This window comes from Pseudomonas sp. GW821-FHT02H09, from assembly GCF_059421425.1.
This window is the reverse complement of the sequence record NZ_JBWKVA010000040.1, coordinates 1-19,038: the sequence shown is the minus strand read 5'-3', so window position 1 is coordinate 19,038 and position 19,038 is coordinate 1. Positions and strand designations below refer to the sequence as shown.

Here is a 19,038-nt window from a genome sequence, read left to right as displayed (position 1 = left end):
GCTACTGTCCGCGTAATGTCTTAACTGACTGGCATTGCCAAAAGAACCCGTTTTTAACCCTTCTATATAGTAGAGCCATCAGCACCTATATATAGAAGGGAACATTCACAGTACGCCAGCATCAATCTTGCACAGCCCCCCAGCACAATGAATCAACGAAGATTATTCAGGCACACCACTTTGGGTTGAGTCATTTCTTCATAGGCGAAGCGAACGCCCTCCCGGCCCAGGCTGCCATACTTGAAGCCGCCAAACGGCATCGCATCGAAGCGGTAGTCGGACGAATCGTTAATCATCACGCCCCCCGCTTCGATCCTCCGTGCAGCACTCATTGCCGTTCCCAAATCATTGGTGAAGATCCCGGCATGCAAGCTGTACTCGGGCTCATTGGCCAGGGCAATGGCTTCATCGAAGGTTTCGAAGGACTGAAGCACCACCACCGGCGCAAACACTTCATTGCGCCATAGCCGGCTGGCGTGATCGACATTCTCCAGCACTGTCGCGGCGTAACATGCGCCCTCTCGCTGGTGCCCGCAAAGCAGCCTGGCCCCCTCTTGCATTGCCTCGCTCACAACCCTCTCGGCACTCTGAGCAGCCTGTAACGTTATCATCGGACCGATGTCCGTGGTGGCCAATGCCGGGTTACCCGCAACCAAGGTTTTCGAGAGGTTGACGAACCGGTCTCGAAAAGCTTCATAAATAGAAGCCTGAATCAGAAGGCGCTGAGTACCAATGCAGTTCTGCCCGGCGGCCCAGAATGCCCCGGATACACAACTCTCGATTGCGGCATCGAGGTCGCAGTCGCCCATCACGATGACCGGCGCATTACCGCCCAGGTCCATGGCCAGTTTCTTCAAGCCGGCAGTGCGGGCAATTTGCTCCCCCGTGACGAACCCTCCGGTAAAAGAGATCATCCTGACCTCACGGGCGGCGACCAGGGCCTTGCCCAGCGCAGCCCCTCCTGTCGCGACCGTGACCACCGACTCAGGCAGACCCGCGTCCACCAGATACCCTACCAGCTTGATCGCCGACAAAGGTGCCAGCTCGGACGGTTTGAGGATGACCGCATTGCCGCCTGCTATGGCCGGGCCCAGCTTGTGCGCCACCAGGTTCAACGGATCGTTGTAAGGGGTGATTGCCACAATCAGGCCCAGCGGCTCCCGAGAGAACCAACCCTGCCGCGACTCGGAGCCTTCATAGGCGTCGAACGGCACGACTTCCCCCGCATTGCGCCCGGCCTCTTGCGCGGACAGTTTCAGGGTGTTGACGCAACGTTTGACTTCTTTTTCCGCCTGCTTGATGGTTTTACCGGCCTCGTCGACGATCAGCCGGGCGAACGCCCCGCCATCCCGCTCGATGTTCAGGGCTGCTTGCTCAAGAATCTGAGCCCTGCGATAACGCGGCAATCCGGCGCATGTTTGCGCACCACTGCGCCCCTGCGCCAGCAGATTCGGGACTTGAGACGCACACATATCAGGTACCGACCCGATGACGCTTGCGTCAAACGGGTTCAACACGTCGATTTGATTCCCAACCACGGCCATGGCCAAGCGCGATACGTTCACAGGCCTTCTCCTAGTTGTTCGCAACCGACTTATGGATGTTGATGATGTCCGACAGCAGCGCGAACGCGGTTTCCGTCCGCCCGGCGCCTGGGCCCGATACGGTGACCGCCCCCAGCAGCCCGGTATTGAACGACACCGCGTTGGTCGCGCCAGCGATGCTGGCCAATGGGTGAGCGTTGCTCAACAGCCTGGGTTCGACACTGGCGCTGACCGAGCCATCAGCGTTGCGCGTGGCAGCGCCGATGAGCTTCCAGCGCGCGCCGTTGTGCCGGGCGTTTTCAATGTCGTCCAGGCCCAGGGCCGAAATACCGCGGCAGCTGACGTCGCTGACACTCAAGTGGGCATTGAGCAGCTCGTTAGCCAGGATCACCACTTTGAGGCGCACATCATGCCCCTCGACATCCGCGGTCGGGTCGGCTTCGGCATAACCCTGCTCCTGGGCTTTGCTGACTGCCTCGGCGAAACCCAGACCGCCTTCCATGCTGGTGAGGACAAAGTTGGAAGTGCCGTTGAGGATCCCTTCGAAGCCGACAATCGAACTGCCTGCCAGAGCCTGCCTGGCAAGCCGGATCACCGGCGTACCACTCATCACTGAACCTTCGTATTCAAAGGCGACGTTATTGCGCTGGGCCAGCTCTTTCAGCTCTGCGCCATGCAAAGCAATCGGCCCCTTGTTGGTCGTCACCACGTGCTTGCGGTTTTCCAGGGCCCAGCGGCAGAACGAGGTGGCCGGCTCGCCGTCTACAGGGTTGGTGAAGGTTGCTTCGGCGATGATGTCTGCACCGGAATGCTTGATCACAGCTTCATTGAAGGCTTCGGCATTACCGCCAGGCAGCTGCGCGAAAGCGCCCTTGACTGCGGGGAGGTTCGCCAACAGCCCGGCATCCAGGCCGTCACGGCCGATGACAGAGCCCAGAAACAGATCAGTGACGCCGACGATTTTCAAGGCAAAACCGAACTCTTGTTGCCACGCTTTATTACGCTCGGCGATGAGCTGAGCCAATGCACGATTGACACCGCCGAAGCCGACCAACGCAAGTTTGTATTCAGTCATTTTTGTTGCCTTCCATCCGGGTTATTAGCTGTTGGGCACTAGATTAGGATGGAGGCCATGGCAGTGAAATATGGCGATTTGCTCTATTTTATGGCCGTTTTGATCAGCGCACGGGCAAAGTGCCCAGACATAAAAAAGCCAACAATCGTTGGCTTCTCAGACGGGCAATAACCCTAAACAACAGATGACAGGACAAATGAAGTCACGGTGTTTTCCACCCCCGACAGGGCGGATATTTCATTCCAGACTTTATGCACCCGCTCGGGGCTCGAAGCGCCGACTCGCACCATCAGATCGAACTCCCCACTCATCACATCGCACTGGATTATTTCGGGTATTTTCTGCAGTGCCTGCAATACCTCCGCGCCGCGCATGCGGTCATAGCGATAGACGAATATCACCGCATTGATATTGGCTGATGACTGATGCCCCACGCCCGTGCGTAGCGTATATCCCTGTATCGCACCATCGCGTTCGAGCCGTTCGATGCGCTGTCGTACCGCATTGCGCGACAGGTTCACTTTGGTCGCCAGCTCGGCGTGAGCAGCTCGGGCATTCAACCTGAGCTCGGCAATGATGCGCTCATCGAGCGGATCCAGAATTCGCTTCACTTAGCCCCCTTGTCGCGTCTTCAAAGACCGCGGAGCACTTGATGGATGGTTTCGATGTCGTCGGGCTGAATGCGGTAAACCTGCTGCGACGATTGAACCGTGAGCGGGCTTCGCTGTGGCATCGAGGTGATCCCCAGCTCACCGAGCAACGCCGCTGACTTGACTGGCGAGATCTCGCCCAGTGTGACCATCGGCGCCACCAGGCTTCTGCGGTACAGCCGGGCCGCCAGAACGCCCGTGGCTGTATGAGGGTCGATGACATATCCGGTATCACGGTAGAGGGTGGTGATTTCCTTCAGGGTCTCGTCATCGCTGACTGAGTAAGAGTCGATGATCATCCGTGCCTGCAACCAGAACTCATTGGCGATGGTCATCTCGCCATGGGCCTCGAACTCTGTCATCAGCGCGCTCACTGCCTGATGATCGTGCCCGTAGAGCTCCCACAGAAAGCGTTCGAGATTGGAAAAAATCGACAGGTCCATGGCTGGCGACAAGCTCTTGCTGGCCCGCGACCTGGAGTAATGGTTTTTCAGAAACAGCTGGTGCAGCGCGTCGTTCCGATTGGTGGCAACGATCATTTGGGTGATCGGCAGGCCCATCTTTTGCGCGATATAGCCCGCATAGACTTCGGCGAAACTGGCCGCCGGCACGCTGAATCCGATCGGCCGCTGACCACCGCCCAGTTGCAGCACGGCGTGAAAATAAAACACCAACTGCGCCATCACGCTGACCCAGTTGTTCGAGTTGAAACTGATCGCCTCGCACTGCGCGGATGGCCATTGTCGCAACAACCGGGTGACGATGGTCTGGCAATCGTCAAAGCTGCCGTTCACGGCGAATCTGTGCAGCCTGGGGTGAGCGGCAGCCTGCAGATGCTGCAGCTGATCATCAGGCACACCGGCTTGCGGGTAGAACACCACCACGGCGGTTTCGTCGCAGTCTTTGAACGCCTCGATGGCGGCAAGCCCGGTATCCCCATTGGTCGCCCCCAGCATGACCGCACGCTGCTGGCGTTTAACGAGGAAATAGTCGACCAGGCGCGCTTGCAGCCGGGCAGAAAAATCCTTCGAGGAACGGGTCGGCCCATGGAACAACTCCAGTACCCATTCGTTCCTGTCGACCTGATGCAAGGGCGCGACGGAGCGATGACTGAAGGTGCTGTAGGCTTCCTTGAGCAGCTGTTTGAAATCCACTTCGGGGATTGACTGGCCTACGAACGGACTCATGACCCTATAGGCCAGTTCGTCATAGGGCAACGTTGACCAGTTGGCGATTTCCTGCGCGCTGAACAGCGGCAGGCTGACCGGCACGAATAGCCCGCCGTCGTCGGCGACTCCGGATAATACGACCCTCTCGAAATCGGCCTGCACGGCCAAACTTCGTGTACTCACATAGCGCATGGTTGACTCCGGCCATTCATTTGTAACGATGTGCCTGCTCGACCAGCCAGGTGGAAAACATGACCGCATCGGGATGCTGATCGGCTCCGGAACCGCGTACCAGGTAAAAGGACTCGCTGGCCTCGATCCGCTGTGCGAAGGGTTCGACAAGACGACCGTCCTGGAGCATCTCATCGACCATGGATGAGCGAGCCAGGGCGATACCCTGGCCGAGCTCAGCCATGCGCAACGTCGAAATGAGGGTATCGAACTGCATGCCCGTCGACGAATCGACAGCGTCTGCACCGACCATTTTCAACCAGTACCCCCACCCTTCTTCATACCCCAACACGTGCAGCAAAGGATGCCGGGCCACGTCGCCTGGCACCTCCAGCGGCGCGCTCGCCATCAACCCCGGCGAGCAGACCGGGAACAAGGTGTCCCAGGTCAGGCGCTGAGACACCAGGCCTGTCCATTGTCCGTGGCCCCAGCGGATCTCCATGTCGTCCTCACCATCGAGTTCCTTTACCCAGATGTTGCTGATGTAGCGTATATCCACATGCGGATGAGCCTGGCGAAAGTCGACCAGCTTTGGCGCCAGCCAGTGCACGAAAAAAGACAGGCTGCCACGCACCTTGATCGGTCGCCTTTTATGCTGACCAAAAATTTCATTGGTGCCGACCGCCAATCGCGTAATCGCGTCTTGCACGACAGGCAAATACGACTGACCTTCTTCGGTCAAACCCAAACCACGGGGCAAGCGTTTGAACAGTGCCACACCCAGGTGGCTTTCCAATTGCCGGATCTGTTGGCTGACCGCGCCTTGGGTCAAAAACAACTCTTCGGCCGCATGGGTGAAATTCAAACAGCGGGCGGATACCTCAAATGCGCGAAGCCAATTGAGCGGGGGTAACGTCTTTTGATTCATTGCCTGGACCTCATTGACGCCCCCTGCACCAAGCGCTGTTGCCCACATCGTCGATACCGCTTAGAACGCATCGGACGGTTGTGCCAAGGGGGCAACCGACAAGCGACGCTCGCGGTTCTTGCGGGTAATGTAATACACGAAATAGCACCAGGCGATGAACGGCAAGCCGAAGTACAGTGCCACACGCTGCTCAGGGTCAAAGGCGATCCCCACACAGGCCAGACTGCAACAGACCAGCGCACCCAGCGGCACCCATGGATACCCCCGTACGCGAAACTTGAGGTCCCTGATATCGCCGCCATTGGCCACATAGTGGCGACGGAACGCGATCTGACTCGCGGCAATGCTCATCCACACTACCACTACCGCCAGCCCGGAAATCGAAACCAGCGCCAGGTAGATGGTATCGGGGGCAAACACACTGCTCAGCAGCGATGCCGCACCGCCCACCATACTGACCACGATAGCGTTGAACGGTGTCCCCATGCGGGTCAACGCAGAGAACTGCTTCGGCAGATGACCTTGATCACTCAGCGTCCAGAGCATGCGCGAAGCGGCGTACAACCCGGAATTGGCGGCGGACAACAGTGCACTGATGATCACGAAGTTCATGATGTCGGCGGAGTACGGGATACCGATATAGGTGAACACCGTCACAAACGGGCTCTCGACCAATCCGGCCTGCTCGCGCGGCAACAACGTCGCCAGAACGAAAATGGTCCCTACGAAGAAGATCGCCAGGCGCAGTACGGTGGTGCGGATGGCCCGCGGTACATTGCGCTGAGGATCTTTGGTTTCGCCCGCGGCAATACCGATCAGCTCGGTGCCGGAAAAAGCAAAGGACACCGCCAGCAAGGTCATGGCAATCGACATGAAACCTGTAGGGAACAGCCCCTCGCGGGTGAAGTTACTTAGCCCGATGCTGTGCGCCTGATCGATTTGAAACACGCCAATGATCGCCCCGCCACCGACCACCAGGAACGCCAATACCGTCAGTACCTTGACCAGCGACAACCAGAACTCCGTCTCGGCAAACAGCCTGACCGACACGACGTTACTGAGGAACACCACCATGGAAAACAACGCACTCCAGATCCATACCGGCGTGCTCGGAAACCAACGCGCCATCAGGATACCCGCTGCGGTAAATTCGGAGCCGATCGCTACCGTCCAGGTCAACCAGTAAAGCCAGGCCACCGTGTAGCCGGTACCCGGCCCGAGGAAGCGTGTTGCGTAGGTACTGAATGAGCCGGTTTCCGGCATCTGCACCGCCAGTTCACCCAGGCACATCATGACCATGTAGACCATCACCGCGCCGATGATGTAAGCGATTACCGCACCCAATGGGCCGGCCTGATTGACGGTGTATCCGGATGTCAGGAATAGCCCGGTACCAATAACTCCGCCCAGCGCCAACATGACAATATGGCGGGTCTGCATTTCCTGTTTGAAACCGGCACGGGTACTTATTTGTTCTTCTTTTATGGACATAGTTGACTCTCATGAAAGTTATTAGGGCAAAATAAGTTCCTGCAGTAAATTACCGGGCAGTAATACAACCAGTTTGCCGCTAAATTTTATTATTATTCCTCTTCATGAACTCCTCAGCGACTGCCTTGTCGTGAGGCATTAACGTTTAAATGTCAGTTTGCTACCTCAGCGCAAGGTTCATTCAATATTGATTGGGTTTTCGAGATTGCCTGTTCCTCCCATAAACTCCTGACCCAGGCAAAGGCCTGTTTCAAATCATCAACCAGATCATCGGTATCTTCGATGCCAACGGAAATACGCACCAACCCTTCAGAAATACCCAGGGCTAAACGCTCTTCCAGGGTGTTTTCCACATGGCTGGTTGTTCTGGCCGGCCCATAGATGGTTTCAACTGCACCCAGGTTCCCGGCACAGTGAGCAAAGCGTAAGCGTGGCAACAGCACTTTGACCGTGTCCATGCCACCGGCCACGACAAAACTGACGATTGCCCCGAACCCGCGCATTTGCGCGCAAGCGACGTCATGGTTCGGGTGATTGGGTAGGCCGGGATAGTTCACCGACTCCACCAAGGGTTCAGTACTCAGGAACTCTGCCAGGGCGCGGGCACTGTGTTGCTGCTGGCGCACTCGCAGTACGAGTGTCTTCATGCCACGAATGATCATATAGGCCGAGAACGGATCGAGCGTGGCGCCATTGATTTCCCGGTAATGGCGAACTTTCGCCATCAACGATTCGGCACCGCACACCAGGCCGCCCAGTACATCGCCATGACCACTGAGAAACTTGGTAGCGCTATGAACAACCACATCCACGCCCAGCGCCAGCGGGTTCTGATTCAAGGGGGTGGCAAAGGTATTGTCCGCCACCACCAGGGCGCCGACGCGCCTGGCCGCCGCTACAAGGCGTTTGATATCGACTATTTTCAGCGTTGGATTGGTGGGTGTTTCCAGGTAGAGGAGATCGCAGCCTTTGGCGATTTCCCGTTCGATCTCTTCATGATCGAATGTTTCGCACAACGTGACATCCACCCCCATGCGCGGCAAAAACTCTTCGAAAACCTTGTTGGTGCCACCGTAACTGTCCTTGGTTGAAACCAGCCGATTGCCATGGGACAGGAAGGTATAAAGGACACTGCTGATCGCAGCCATGCCGCTGCTGAATGCCACGGCCGATTCCGCATTTTCAAGTTCGCGGATTTTCGCCTCCAGCGTCTCCACCGTGGGGTTGCTCATGCGGCTGTAAATAAAGCCTGGGCTCTTGCCCAAAGCCACGTCGTACCAGACATCGATATCGTCGTAACCGTATGCGGCGCTGACCACGATGGGTGTTTGCGTGGCGTTGTAGGGATGCCTGACTTGCTCCCCGCCCCAGACAACTTTGGTCCCCGTTCCGGCGTTATCAAGCCCTGCGCTGTCAGGTTTTATTTTCATTAAGACTACCCGCATTGAATGGTGGCGAATGTTTGCTGATTCGCTTGATCTGGGCGCCAATATAGTCAAAAGCCATGTTCTGGAGAAACGATGTTATCCGGGCCAAAGGGGCGTTTTTTTTAATGGCTGTTTGATGTGCGGGGGCGTTTGAAATAGAGGACACGTTTAAAAAAATGGCACGCTCAGGTATGGCGGTAGACTCGGCCTGTATCGGCTTCAAACTGATTGTTGAGTGCCCGATTACTTACTTCTCCGGCTATCAATTTCGCTTCGGTCTCTTAATGCCGCACTGCAAACGGATCAATCGGAATATCCGGGGCGACTCAGTAACCCAAACGATCTGGAGAAGGAAAAAAGGGCAAAGAGCACAAATAGCTTTACTGTCAAAAAATTCATGTGCCGGGGAACGGGCTGAAATACGGCTCGCTTCAGAATTAGCTCAAGCCAGCAAGCTTTCGCTCTGGCAGAACCCGAAGACTGGAGAGTTCCCCCATGAAAGCCCTTAAATCATTTTTGATTGTCACCCTGATGAGTGCCTCTGTAGCTGCGATGGCCGAAGGCGGTAGCGACAAGGTAATGGTAAGAATGGAGGCCGCGACTGATTCCTCCATGGCGCATTACCAGCAGTCTGAACATGCACAGGCGGTGGCAAGCAATCAAAAAGCGGCGGCTAATAATGCCGAACGCTCAAACTGACAGTGCACGCCACCGATCAAGTCAACTTGGCAGCCGGGTTATTCGTCATGCGCTTAGCGTGTCATGGGATGCAGTCGGGAAACTGCCGCAGTGCGCGAATTCGGTCAGTTGCTGTTGAAGCCTGACCGGGCTCTGAGCGATGGAGGCGGTGGACGCCCTCTTGATTTTCCAGCCATTGAATTGCGGCTCGCGGATGGCAGCCAACCACCCGCGAGCCAGTGCCATCAAGCCAGCAGCTTAAGCTCGCTTTTGCCGTACTTGAGGGATTTTTCGTCCGGGATCATCAGGCCAGTGTGCTCGTCGCGCCCCTGCAGGATGAAGCGGGCGTTCGGGGTGCCCAGCTGGGTGGCGGCCTGCTGGCTGTCGGTGCCGATCTCGCCCTTCTTCATGCGGTTGACGATCACCCCCACCGCCGTGTCGTTGAAGTCGCGCAACATCCAGGCATCGCCGTCGCTGTCGCCGGCCACCAGCACCGGACCATAGCCCTTCTGTTTCACCAGCACGTTGTTGATGCCGACGGTCTTGCCCGGCCCGTAATTGAAGTGCCAGCCCGGCAGATAGCGGCTGGTGTACTTGCCCTCTTCCATCGCCATGCGCAGACCGATCACGTTCTCAGGCGGCACGCCGTAGCCGTAATTGGGATGGCCGGCGAACACCCGCACCACATCGTCGATCGAGGCGGTGCTGACATAGACGTCGATGCCGTTGGCGCGCAGCGAGTGCATCAAGCCGCGGATCTCCTCATGGATGCGGATGCCATGGAAGTGGGTGTCCGCCACCACCCCTGCCTTGCCCGAAAGCGTGCGGGAACTCTCGTACTTGACCTTGCGCAGCGCGTCACCGATCGCGTAGTTGTTCGAGGCCTCGGCCATCGCCTGCAATTCGGCCGTGGTCATGTTCTTGTAGAAGTACAGAATCCACTTGTAGCCGATCTCCACCGGGTAACTGTCGCAGATCGCGTCATACATGAAGTAGAGCTTGGCGAGGAAGTCCTTGTACTGCTCGCTGGTCTGGATTTCCTCCAGGCTCTTGTCACCAGCGAGTCCCTTGTAGTTGGCGTGCAACCAGCGGTAATCGGCTTCCACGTCGCTGGCGATGTCTTCCATCTTGACCGGCTTGCCGTCCACGGTGGTGTAGTCCTTCATGAACGGGCCGTTCGGCACGTCCTGGCGCAGCACGGCGGCGAACTCATCGGGCGTCAGCTTGTACTGCAAATGATTGATCTGGTAGACCAGCAGCGCTTCTTCACAGTCGTTCATGATGCAGGTGTTGTCCCAGTCGAACACCGCGTATGGGCGCTGCTCCGGGCGGTAGGACGGGCTCTTGACGCCGTGCTGGTCGATCACCGCCTGCAGGCGTTTTTTGTTGAGTGGCGACCAGCGCGCCGGGTCCAGCTCGCTCGGCGTGGCTGGGGGCGTGGCGGCTTGCGTTATGCGCGATGACAACAACAGCGGACTGACGACGGAAACGGTGGCGAGGGTGTTCAGAAACTGGCGACGCTGCATGGCATAGCTCCTACTTCTAGACGAGAGGTTACAACCGAGGCGATGGCGGAAGCGTGTTTCGAAATATGGACGAGAGGGAAAAACCGTCCGGCGACGAGGCTATCTTCAAATACACAAAAATACAATATTGCCACAATATTACACTTTCATGATTCGCAGGCTGCGCCTGAGCAATGTTTACAGGGCCGAGTCGAACTTGACAGTGACCGATCCCCCCCCACAATGCGTGCTCGGACAGCGACTCAACAGCAGGGACACCCGGCATGTGGCAAGAAGAGCGTTACCAGCGGATCCGCGCACTGCTATCGACCTTGCAGCGCGTTACCACCGACCGCATCGTCACGGAGCTGAATGTTTCACGCGAGACCGTGCGGCGCGATCTGGTCGCTCTGGAAGAACTGGGGGAGTTGAAGCGGATACACGGCGGCGCCATCCGCGTCGAGGACGAGGCGCCAATCGCCGAGCGTGCGCACATCAACGTCAAATTCAAGCGTGACCTGGCGCGCGCCGCGGTCAGCCTGCTGTCGCACGGACAAACTGTGTTTATCGACGCGGGCACCACCACGGTCATCCTTGCCGAAGAGCTGGCCAAGCTGGGCGGGTTAACCGTGATCACCAACTCGTTCAACGTGGCACTGCAATTGCGCAATCCCGCCGTGCCGGGCGGCCAGCACAACGAGGTGATCGTACTGGGCGGTTCACTCGACGACCGTGCTCCGGCTACGGTCGGTGGCACCACAGTAGCGGAAATTGGCCGCTATCGGGCCGACCTCGCGCTGTTGTCGCCCGTTGGCATCGATGCCCAGCGCGGTGCCAGCAACTACGACCACCGTGAAGCCGAAGTGGCGCGCGCGATGGCTGACCATGCCGAGCGCGTGGTCATCCTCGCCGATTACAGCAAGATCGGCGTGGAGAGCCGCGTCGCCTTCTGCCCGCCAGAACGCATTGACCTGCTCATCACCAACCACAGGGCCAGTACCGAAGCAGCGTTCGCCGCACTGAACGCCAGGCTCAAACGCATTATCCTGGCATAGCGATGGCCTGCCGGTTCAGAGGGGAATCGGGGCAGCGTGATGCCCAAGATGCGGCGCATCCCGCTTGGTCGGCAGTGACAAGCGACCGTCAGACTCCTTGAATCACACCCTTGAGCACGCTTTTGAAATGCTCGACTTGTGCCTGGCCAAACTGGCTGAAGACTTTGTCCTGCTGCTCTTGAGCAATGGCCCACAAGCCTTCCGTTTCGTCGATCCCTTTGCGGGTCAGACGTACCCGATCACCCTCGTCACTGACCAGCCCCTTGCGCTTGAGATTGGCTACTGCCTCTTCAATCTCTCGAACAGGCATCGCCACTTCCCGCTGCAAATCGGCCATGCTCAGACCGGCGTCGTTCTCCAGCACCATCAGCATGCGCGCTTCACTGGTGCGTAGTCCGGTGGACAATTGACGTGGCTGGTAACTGGCCTGACAGGCGCGCAACGCCTGGGTCATCAGGTAATAAAGATTGTGGCTCAGGCGGCCCTGGAAGTGGCTGCTTGGCAGTTGCCCCTCTTCACGTTTTGTCATGCGGGTGTGGGGCAACACCATCGAATAGGCGCCCTGGTGATAGAGCAACGGCGAACGTCCGAAATCGTCGAACGCCACCACTTTGCCGATCATGATCCAGTGATCGCCACCGTCGACTTGCTGAAACTTTTCACAGTGGAAACGCGCCGAGCAGTCGACAAAGACCGGCGCCCCCCCTTCGCCCGCCTCGAATTCGATTTCGGCGAAGCGGTCTTCCTTGGGCCGTGCGAAGTTGTTCGACAGATCAATCTGATCGGCAGCCAGTACGTTAACCGCAAAGTGGCTGGCGACTTCGAACACCTCATGACTGCTGGAACGCTTGTCGATGCTCCACAAAATCAGCGACGGATCCAGCGATACCGAGTTGAAACTGTTGGCCGTCACGCCCACCTTCAGTGGCCGCCGTGACAACAGTCACGCCTGTTGCAAAATTGCCTAGGGCCCGGAGAAACGCACGGGTGTCGAAGGCAGTATCAGAAACAATAGACATGCAAGACTCCTGGGCCATCGCAATTGACGGCCTCGATTGTTGTTGTATGAACCGGATCTCAGCGAGCTGGCAGGTCAAACCATGGCTGGATCGGGTTCCAGGCCCATCAGCTCACGACCCAGGAATCGTCTCGAAAACGTGGTCTGTAGGCACTACCGAGCGCTGTGCGGAGGGCCCGAGTACAAGCACAGTGATCGTAATCAGATCACCCAATCAGGTTTTTGATGATGGCCCGGCTACCGCGCTGGTCTTCCAGGTCGTGATCAATGATGTATTGATAGACGGCTTGTGCTTCCTCTCGGCTGCGCGGCTTGATTTGCGCCAGTACTTCGAATATGAACCACTCGCGTATCGTTGCCTCAGTGTGCCTGTCCCCTGGCACCCCGCAGGCCTTGCGCAACAGATAAAGCTCGTTCCAGTAACCGAGTTCATGCAGGCAGTCTGCCAAGGTATAAGGCATCAAGTCAGGCCTGTCCTTGAAGCGCTTTGCCGTAGCCGCTCTGTCGTAATCGAGAGTTGAACTGACACCACCGCTTACTTGATAAAGCGCAGTGGCACAAAACCGCTCAGCCGGCGTCTCTTGGCCAATCGACTCCCCAAAACGCATCTTGACTTCCAACTGTCGTTGACGGTTTTCAATCGAGCGCGCGATCAAAGTGTCCTGATGACCGAAGCCGGTCAGGAGAAGCGTCGAAGGAGTAAGGTCCGGGACCTGCGCATCGGGGATCGCGGTGGTGTTCTCGCAGATCGGCGGCAGGCTGAACAGTCTGCGATGGTTAACATTGCCTACAGGGTGGTCCAGGTAATGCATTGAAAAACTTCCCCAGGATACACGTGACTCGAGCTAACACAGGGTCAGTTGTCGATGCCTTATGGACCGACGTGCTTACCTGATAGGGATTATCCATGAAGCACTCAGTGCTAATGCCTATGTCCATATTTGTTCAGAATTGAAGTGGGATTCTCGACTTAAAAATCGGCGGCCTGGCACCCTTGCTGGTGGTACCGCTGATGGCCCTGCTACTCCCCGAATCCACGGCCTTGCGCCAGCAACACGGGCCGCCGGCAGTGCGCGCGTCTCCACCGGCCAGGCACTCTTTGGCGAAGGCCGGGCGCGCACCACCCTGGCCTTGTGGTTGAGCTACTTCTTCACCCTGACCTGATGTACATGCTGCTCAACTGGCTGCCTTCATGGGTTTCCTGCCTGACCTTGAGAGACTGCCCAGCGGCTATCGGGGACAGTCACCACCGAGCGTATCTGCCGACACCTTGCGACCAAGGGACGGAGGCTGTCCGGGCTGCGGTGTATCGGTCGTGAAATCGTCGAGTCGTGGCGGCTGATGCTGGTCTGAAAAGTCTGTCACTCATCACACCCAAGTACGGCTGGACCCGGCTCTCCCGGACGACCTGTATTGCTCATAGGGGAGCCAGAGAACCGGGCCTCTCTAACGCCTTTTCGCTCGGCGGCGATTTATGCCACGGATAGCCCTTCGCGCTGAGTTGAAAGGCGTAATCGAATAAACGCTTCATGTACTCGCCATCGAATTTCTGATTGTGCGGAAAGTAAAAGTCGGAGCCGATGTACGCAAGATTGAAGTCCGCCCCATCCTGCCGCGCGATACGGTAGATTCGATCCAGGTCGCTGATCCCCTGAGTTTGAATCAATGCACTGATGGCTCGACCGCCGATGCTCAACGTACGGCGCTTCGTTCCAGCCCACTGCGGCTCGAGTTTCCCATTGCGAATGACATAGAAATTACGTTCAAGCCGAAAAGGTGCTCCGCTGACTCTGTTCATCGCCATCAAGGTGCCAGGTGGGTAAAGGAACACCTGAGTGATGACCCCGCCGTCCACGTGCATTTCCTGAAACTGTTTGCCGTCAACGTCCACATCGATCATGACGGGTGAGACTGCGCCGGGAATACTCATCGACGCGATCATGATGTTGCGAAAGAGGCCGAGCGCTCCCGGCGCTTCGCTGGAGGCAATAGCGCCCATGTTCCAGGTGACTGGCCGCCCTGAATCAAGGTCAGTTGTGCCGATCAGCAGGATTCGTCCTTTGGCGTATTCCGACGCGATCGCCGCAAGAATCTGCGCAGTGACGTATTTTGTAATGAGCCGCGACAGTGGCTTGCTGTCCGCTATACCGTCGCTAGCAAGACGGGTTAGCACGTTTCGCGAATGAAAAACGTCTTTTGGACCGATTGCGTTGGCAATACCCCGAATGACGCCGTCGTACTCAGACCCCAGGTAAGCGAACGGGGCGACCAGGGCGCCCGCGCTAATGCCCGTGACGACCTTGAACAGGGGGCGAGTCCCGTGCGCGGTCCATCCCGTAATGAGTCCCGCTGCGAATGTGCCTGCGTCGCCGCCCCCCGAAACTGCCAGCATATTTGCCAGCGGCAGGATGTTGTTCGGCTTCCCGGCCCTGGCAAGCGCCTCGCTCTCGCGTTTGTTGGCCTGAATCGCATCCTGAATGAACGGAGTCAGGTCGTGGTCCAACCTGTAGCGAGCATTGGGAATGCCTGGGATGACAGCTTTTTCCGTTAAAATTTGCGGAACAGCGTCACGGCGTGGCAGCCACGCTTGAAGCAACATGTCCAGAGTTGAGGCGCCAGGTCTGAGCAGGAATGGTTTCAAAACGCCTCCTCCGGCCCCTGCCGTCGACAGCGAACGCGCTCGTCGTATTCAGTGAAATGTCCTTACCCATGATGCCCGAGATGGCTACATGCCAGCCGACTGCGACACGTCATTCGAATGTCCAGTAGCTCATCTTGCGCTCCTTTACGTGATAAACAAACTCGTTGACCACCTCCCCCCGGGTGTTGCCATTCCATAGATAGTTCATCCGGCCCTGATAACCGAAGCCGGGGTTCTCCAAGCACCAACCCGGCAAGCCAGAAAGCTCTGGCAACTTTAAATCGCGTCCATCGACGTACGAACTGGCAGCTATCGGCTGAAGCGGCCAAGCTCGGGACTCCCAAAGCTATACAGGCGAAAATCACGGACGATTTATGGAGCCCCGCACCGGGAGCTCCCTTGATCTGTCGTTGCAGCTTCAGGCCTCCCTTTCTTCAAACCCGAATAACACCCGAGGCGCTTCGACCAGCGACGAACGCATCAGCTGCGTCGAACACTCCAGTGCTTGCAGTTGTTCGATCACAGTACCGAAACCGACGCTTTCTTCATGTTGTGTATGCGGCCAGTCGCTGCCCCACACCAACCGGCGCAGGCCGAAGCTCTGCTCCAGCAGCGGCAATGCCGCCCGGGCGAATCCGAGGTTCTGCTGAGGCGTACCCGCCAGCCGATAGATGCCGGAGACCTTCATCCACATCTGCCCGCTTAGCCCCAATTCCAGCAACTCGGGAAACCCGGACTGATCGACACCCAAGCGGGCATCGGGACGACCGAAGTGATCGATGACGAGCTTGATGCCGAACGGGATCAGTTGACGAATCAGCGCCGGCAAATCTGCCACGTCACGATGCAGTTCGACATGCCAGTCCAGCTCAGCGAGGTGGCCGAAGAAGCCTTTCCAGGCTGGATCGCAGAAGTCAGGCAAGGCTTTGCCCATCAGGTTCAAGCGAACGCCGACCACGCCCAGTCGAGCCATGTCGTTCAACGTGTCGCGGCTGACGTCTGGCTCCACGACCACCACACCGCGCAACTGCGCTGGCGCCTGTTGCAACGCCGCCAACAGATAACTGTTGTCGGAGCCGAGAAAACTCGGCTGGACCAACACGCCATGACTCAGGCCATGCGCTCGCAAGTGTTTTTGATATTCCCCAAGCGTTGCGTCATAGCCAGGGGTATAGCGCCGGGCAGTGGCCAGGTTTAATTCGCGGTTGAACACATGAGCATGGGAGTCGATGCCGATGATCGGCGCAGAACAAGTATCAGACATGGGTTTCATCTATCGAAAGTAATGATCATCAGGCTCGAGCGCGCTCGTTGCCGTTGACGCTGACAGGCACTGAGGTGTTCGTGGCGTCGAGACTGCGACCACGGGTTTCCGGCAGACAAAGGGCCGCAACTACCGCCACGCCGTAGGCGATCCCAGCGTCGATGCCAATGGCAGAACCCAGCGACATGGAATCACTCATGTGACCAACCAGGAACGGGAACACCGCCGAGAGCACGCGGCCGAAGTTGTAGCAGAAACCCACGCCGGCGCCGCGGACGTCCGCCGGGTACAGCTCGTTGAACAGCGCACCGAGGCTCGCCGGAATGCCCGCCGCGAAGAAGCCGAGCGGGAAACCCAGGAACAGCATCTGGGTGTTCGTCAGCGGCAGGAACACATAGCACTGCACGGTGACGACGCAGCACAGGGCGAAGAGCACAATGTTTTTACGACGGCCAATACGGTCAATCAGAAAGCCGCTGACCACGCAGCCGCACCAGAAGGCAAGGATGATGACCGCCAGGTAGCCGCCCGAGTTCAGCACGGACAGGTTGCGTTCGGTCTTGAGGAATGTCGGCAGCCACGTCATCACGGCGTGGTACCCGCCGTGTGCGCCCAGGCCCAACAGCCCGCCGAACAGTGTCACGCGGATCAGTTCAGGACGGAAAATACCGGCCAGGGATTTGAAGAAGCTTTGCGCGATGGCTTGTTCTTTTTGCAGACGCTGGAAGCTGTCGGGCTCCTCGACATTACGACGCACCCAGATGATCAGGAACGAGGGCAGCAAGCCCACGATAAACATCACCCGCCAGGCCATGTCCTGCGGCACGAAGGAATAGATCAGCGCAAACACTCCGACCGCCAGCCCCCAACCCACGGCCCAGGCGCTTTGCACGGTGCCCATCACTTTGCCGCGATATTTCGGGTTGATGGTTTCGGCCATCAGTACCGCGCCGGCAGCCCACTCACCGCCAATGCCGAAGCCTTGCAGCGCCTTGACGATCAGCAACTGCTGGAACCCGGTGACGAAGGCGGACAGAAAGGTGAAGAAGGAGAACCACAAAATCATCCACTGCAACGTACGCACCCGGCCGTAGCGGTCGGACAACGTCCCCCCTACCCAACCGCCGATGGCCGAAGTGACTAGCGTGACGCCGCTAATCAGCCCGGCATCGCCCTTGGTCAGGGCGAAGGCGGCAATTAATGCCGGAATTGCCAGACCGAACATTTGTACTTCCAGTGCGTCCAGCGACCATCCGCCGAAGCAGGCCCAAAACGTTTTGCGCTCCCGAGGAGTGACTTGGCGATACCAGCTGAACATGATTTCTTATCCTTATAAGTGGAACGTGAGGCAGCCGAGAGCGAACCGCGCCGCTACGAGGCCAGTCATGGCAAACAAAACGATGAATCCGGCAGCGATCGATTCGCCGGTGAGCGATCCGCTATTCAGGCAATGCGCTAGCGAATGTCCACGCTGTAACGGAAATGCTCGGCATGCCCACGGGAGCGCCGCCACTCCAGAGGCGTACCGGCGTAGTCACGCGCCAGACGCTCGATCACCACCACGGGACTGTTGGTCGGTATTTTCAATAACCGCGCATGCACGTCATTTACCGATTCGGCGGTGAGTGTTTCTTCGGCAGAGGCGACGACCTGACCGCAGACTTCTTCGTAAATCGGGTAAAGCAATGGCCCTTTTCGATTCAGGTCGATCTCTAGTAGCGGCTGAAACCGGCTGCGAGGCAGCCAGATTTCTTCGGCAAGTACCGGCTGAACATCCAGAAGACGAACGCGGACAATGCGAATAACCGGAGAGTCGATTGGCAACCCTAACGCATGGGCCACCGCCGAGGGTGCGGCCACCGGCTCAATAGACAGGATGCGACTCTCCGGTACCTGGCGCTCGCCGGCAGCGGTTTGAAAGCGGAAAAAACGGAACAGCGAAGATTGAAACTGCGGCCGACGAACGAAGGTGCCTCGACCTTGCTGACGCTCCAGAACGCCCTCACTGACCAGCGCGTCGACCGCTTTGCGCACGGTGCCAGTGGACAGATCGTACTCCGCTGAAAGCGCAGCTTCAGTGGGAATGGCCTCCCCCGGACGCCAGCGATTGTTAGCAATCTGCTCGGCCAACTGATCACGCAGGCGTTGATAAAGCGGTAGGCGGACATCACTGGACAGGGAATTCATCGACTTTATTCACCTTGTTATCTAGTCATATATATGAATATTGGGGCGAGTATTCTCCTGATGCTTTTTTCTGTCAAGAAGGGTTACCGAACCTGGCGGACGAACGGTGGTGGATGGGACCTGCCGGAGAAGATCTCCGGACTGAACTCGCCCATCCTGCAGCCCTGCCATACTGTTCAGCATGACCCGTGCAACCTTCCGCTTCTACGAAGAGCTCAACGATTTCCTGCCGGCC

At 57.8% G+C, this 19,038-nt stretch carries 15 protein-coding genes and 2 pseudogenes; 3 read left to right on the top strand and 14 right to left on the bottom strand.

What is annotated here, in order from left to right:
* Positions 1 to 152 precede the first annotated feature (152 nt).
* The 7 genes from AC07VR_RS31300 to AC07VR_RS31270 form a co-directional block, all read right to left on the bottom strand.
* Positions 153 to 1,565 carry an aldehyde dehydrogenase family protein gene (locus AC07VR_RS31300; RefSeq protein WP_495013605.1) on the bottom strand — a complete coding sequence of 471 codons (1,413 nt, stop codon included), beginning with the start codon at positions 1,563 to 1,565 and terminating at the stop codon, positions 153 to 155.
* Positions 1,566 to 1,575: 10 nt separating this feature from the next.
* A complete protein-coding gene (locus AC07VR_RS31295; protein ID WP_495013604.1) occupies positions 1,576 to 2,619 on the bottom strand; it encodes a homoserine dehydrogenase in 1,044 nt (347 codons plus the stop codon).
* A gap of 173 nt (positions 2,620 to 2,792) precedes the next feature.
* Positions 2,793 to 3,230: an Lrp/AsnC family transcriptional regulator gene (locus AC07VR_RS31290; RefSeq protein ID WP_494995532.1), complete on the bottom strand. Its 438-nt coding sequence runs from the start codon at positions 3,228 to 3,230 to the stop codon at positions 2,793 to 2,795.
* Between the two features lie 20 nt (positions 3,231 to 3,250).
* Positions 3,251 to 4,630 (bottom strand): threonine synthase, encoded by a 1,380-nt coding sequence (gene thrC, locus AC07VR_RS31285; RefSeq protein ID WP_495013603.1) that lies wholly within the window; start codon positions 4,628 to 4,630, stop codon positions 3,251 to 3,253.
* 16 nt (positions 4,631 to 4,646) lie between these two features.
* A complete protein-coding gene (locus AC07VR_RS31280) occupies positions 4,647 to 5,537 on the bottom strand; it encodes a LysR substrate-binding domain-containing protein (protein WP_495013602.1) in 891 nt (296 codons plus the stop codon).
* A gap of 60 nt (positions 5,538 to 5,597) precedes the next feature.
* Positions 5,598 to 7,028, bottom strand: a complete 1,431-nt coding sequence (locus AC07VR_RS31275) for an amino acid permease (protein ID WP_495013601.1) — start codon at positions 7,026 to 7,028, stop codon at positions 5,598 to 5,600.
* 152 nt (positions 7,029 to 7,180) lie between these two features.
* The gene (locus tag AC07VR_RS31270; protein WP_495013600.1) at positions 7,181 to 8,458 is read right to left on the bottom strand and encodes a cystathionine gamma-synthase family protein; all 1,278 of its coding nucleotides are present in this window, start codon (positions 8,456 to 8,458) and stop codon (positions 7,181 to 7,183) included.
* Positions 8,459 to 8,950: 492 nt separating this feature from the next.
* Here AC07VR_RS31270 and AC07VR_RS31265 point away from each other — a divergent pair, with 492 nt between their 5' ends.
* Positions 8,951 to 9,154: a co-regulatory protein PtrA N-terminal domain-containing protein gene (locus AC07VR_RS31265; RefSeq protein ID WP_495013599.1), complete on the top strand. Its 204-nt coding sequence runs from the start codon at positions 8,951 to 8,953 to the stop codon at positions 9,152 to 9,154.
* 224 nt (positions 9,155 to 9,378) lie between these two features.
* Here the strand turns inward: AC07VR_RS31265 and AC07VR_RS31260 are convergent, their stop codons facing one another.
* Positions 9,379 to 10,659, bottom strand: coding sequence for an HAD family hydrolase (locus tag AC07VR_RS31260; protein ID WP_495013598.1), 1,281 nt, complete (start codon positions 10,657 to 10,659; stop codon positions 9,379 to 9,381).
* Between the two features lie 263 nt (positions 10,660 to 10,922).
* Between AC07VR_RS31260 and AC07VR_RS31255 the strand changes: the two genes are divergently transcribed.
* Entirely contained in the window at positions 10,923 to 11,693 is a 771-nt protein-coding gene (locus AC07VR_RS31255) for a DeoR/GlpR family DNA-binding transcription regulator (protein ID WP_494995539.1), read from the top strand.
* Positions 11,694 to 11,781: 88 nt separating this feature from the next.
* On the opposite strand, the pseudogene AC07VR_RS31250 reads toward AC07VR_RS31255, so the two are convergent.
* Positions 11,782 to 12,712 (bottom strand): annotated as a pseudogene (locus AC07VR_RS31250) (p-hydroxyphenylacetate 3-hydroxylase reductase component).
* A gap of 205 nt (positions 12,713 to 12,917) precedes the next feature.
* Positions 12,918 to 13,523 (bottom strand): hypothetical protein, encoded by a 606-nt coding sequence (locus AC07VR_RS31245; RefSeq protein WP_495013597.1) that lies wholly within the window; start codon positions 13,521 to 13,523, stop codon positions 12,918 to 12,920.
* A gap of 164 nt (positions 13,524 to 13,687) precedes the next feature.
* Between AC07VR_RS31245 and AC07VR_RS31240 the strand changes: the two are divergent.
* Positions 13,688 to 13,904: pseudogene (locus tag AC07VR_RS31240) on the top strand (3-(3-hydroxy-phenyl)propionate transporter MhpT); the annotation flags it as partial.
* A 224-nt stretch (positions 13,905 to 14,128) separates the two neighbouring features.
* Here the strand turns inward: AC07VR_RS31240 and AC07VR_RS31235 are convergent.
* The 4 genes from AC07VR_RS31235 to AC07VR_RS31220 all read right to left on the bottom strand — a co-directional run bounded on the left by AC07VR_RS31235 (position 14,129) and on the right by AC07VR_RS31220 (position 18,803).
* Positions 14,129 to 15,352: a patatin-like phospholipase family protein gene (locus tag AC07VR_RS31235; protein WP_494995541.1), complete on the bottom strand. Its 1,224-nt coding sequence runs from the start codon at positions 15,350 to 15,352 to the stop codon at positions 14,129 to 14,131.
* 418 nt (positions 15,353 to 15,770) lie between these two features.
* Positions 15,771 to 16,616, bottom strand: coding sequence for an amidohydrolase family protein (locus AC07VR_RS31230; RefSeq protein WP_495013596.1), 846 nt, complete (start codon positions 16,614 to 16,616; stop codon positions 15,771 to 15,773).
* A 28-nt stretch (positions 16,617 to 16,644) separates the two neighbouring features.
* A complete protein-coding gene (locus tag AC07VR_RS31225; protein WP_495013595.1) occupies positions 16,645 to 17,934 on the bottom strand; it encodes an MFS transporter in 1,290 nt (429 codons plus the stop codon).
* A gap of 137 nt (positions 17,935 to 18,071) precedes the next feature.
* Positions 18,072 to 18,803 carry a GntR family transcriptional regulator gene (locus AC07VR_RS31220; RefSeq protein ID WP_495013594.1) on the bottom strand — a complete coding sequence of 244 codons (732 nt, stop codon included), beginning with the start codon at positions 18,801 to 18,803 and terminating at the stop codon, positions 18,072 to 18,074.
* Between the last annotated feature and the right edge of the window lie 235 nt (positions 18,804 to 19,038).